Origin of the sequence: Psychrobacter sp. TB20-MNA-CIBAN-0197 (genome assembly GCF_040309765.1) — a bacterium.
Classification (GTDB): domain Bacteria; phylum Pseudomonadota; class Gammaproteobacteria; order Pseudomonadales; family Moraxellaceae; genus Psychrobacter; species Psychrobacter submarinus.
In genome coordinates this window covers 1-259 of sequence record NZ_JBEOPC010000890.1, presented here as the reverse complement: position 1 = coordinate 259, position 259 = coordinate 1, and the positions used below count along the sequence as shown (strand labels likewise).

Below are 259 nucleotides of genomic sequence, written 5' to 3'. Positions count from 1 at the left end.
AGGTGAAGGCGCTCAACGCCAAGGTCGACACGCTGACCAAACAGATCGAAAAACTCACCGGTCTGAAAGCTCAGCCTGTGGCGGCGAAAACCGCTGCGGCGAAACCTGCCACTAAAACTGCAGCGGCCAAACCTGCGGCGAAAACCGCGGCCAAGCCACTGACCAAAGCAGCGGCGAAACCTGCTGCAAAAGCTGCGGCCAAAACTGCAGCCGCCAAGCCTGCGGCCAAAGCGGCAGCCAAACCGGTTGCCGCCAAGGC

The 259-nt window shown here is 61.4% G+C and carries 1 protein-coding gene; it reads left to right on the top strand.

Annotation, left to right across the window (positions count from 1 at the left end):
- Nucleotides 1–77 precede the first annotated feature (77 nt).
- A partial coding sequence (locus tag AAEY83_RS16425) for a hypothetical protein (RefSeq protein ID WP_351060752.1) occupies nucleotides 78–259 on the top strand: 182 nt, incomplete at its 3' end.